The sequence below is a fragment of the Mesorhizobium sp. M2A.F.Ca.ET.037.01.1.1 genome, from assembly GCF_003998075.1.
In the GTDB taxonomy this organism is placed as follows: domain Bacteria; phylum Pseudomonadota; class Alphaproteobacteria; order Rhizobiales; family Rhizobiaceae; genus Mesorhizobium.
This window is the reverse complement of sequence record NZ_RZSA01001508.1, coordinates 1-975: the sequence shown is the minus strand read 5'-3', so window position 1 is coordinate 975 and position 975 is coordinate 1. Positions and strand designations below refer to the sequence as shown.

Annotated in this window: 2 protein-coding genes; one reads left to right on the top strand and one right to left on the bottom strand. The window is 65.7% G+C overall.

Annotation, left to right across the window (positions count from 1 at the left end; all coding sequences use genetic code 11):
• Positions 1 to 585: CBS domain-containing protein (locus EOA27_RS37975; RefSeq protein WP_127258911.1), on the top strand; the 585-nt coding region annotated here is incomplete at its 5' end.
• A 49-nt stretch (positions 586 to 634) separates the two neighbouring features.
• On the opposite strand, the gene EOA27_RS37970 is transcribed toward EOA27_RS37975, so the two are convergent.
• Positions 635 to 975, bottom strand: a 341-nt coding sequence (locus EOA27_RS37970; RefSeq protein ID WP_145970884.1) for an NfeD family protein, incomplete at its 5' end; no start/stop codon positions are given.

Genomic DNA, 975 nt, shown 5'->3' with positions numbered 1-975 from the left:
GGCGAGAACTCTGCACTGGCGCGAGCGGCGGACGTGGTCTTGCTGCTGCCGATCGTGCCGGAGGCCTGTCCGCACGGGCTGGCGCCGACGACGTCGACGCTTCTGCAACTCGTCATGGGCGATGCGCTGGCGATCGCGCTGCTCGAGGCGCGTGGCTTCACATCCGATCACTTCCGAACCTTGCACCCCGGCGGGCAGCTTGGCGCCAATCTGACCCTGGTTTCGGAGATCATGCGGACCGGCGATCAGGTGCCGCTTGCTTTGCTCGGCACCAAGATGCCGGAAGCGGTGATGACGCTCTCGCAAAAGAAAGTTGGCTGTGTCTGCATCGTCGATGCCAGCGGCAAACTGGTCGGGATCGTCACCGACGGCGACGTCGCACGCAATCTGCATCGCAATCTCGCCGACGTCACCGTCGATGAGGTGATGACCCGCACCCCCAAGACGATCGATCCGCAGACGCTAGCGGGCACGGCGATCGCCATGCTCAACGAGCACAATATCGGCGCGCTGGTCGTGATCAAAAACAAAATGCCGGTGGGCGTGGTTCACTTCCACGACCTGCTGCGCATCGGCGCAGCTTAACGCGTGAGATTTCAGGCCGAATCGGCCCGATATTTTGATCTGTCTCGGCTCAGATTGCCTCGACAGTCAGCTCCAGATCGGTATCCGCCGCCCCGGTCACGCGCACCTGCGCGCCGACCGGCAGGTCGGGACCGGAGACGCGCCACAGCGTGTCGCCGAGCCGGATGCGGCCGCGGCCGTTCTTGATCGGCTCGGCCAACGTTGCCGTGCGGCCGACCATCTGCGCGCCGCGGCGGTTGAGCAGCGGCTGGTCGACGCTGCCTTGCCGGCTGACGGCGATCTGCCGACCGACATAGGCGGAGATCACGGCCAGCACGAGGAAGGCCAGGACCTGGACCTGCCAGGTCCAGAACGCCGCGTCCCAGATCGCCAGCGACACCGCGCCGACGA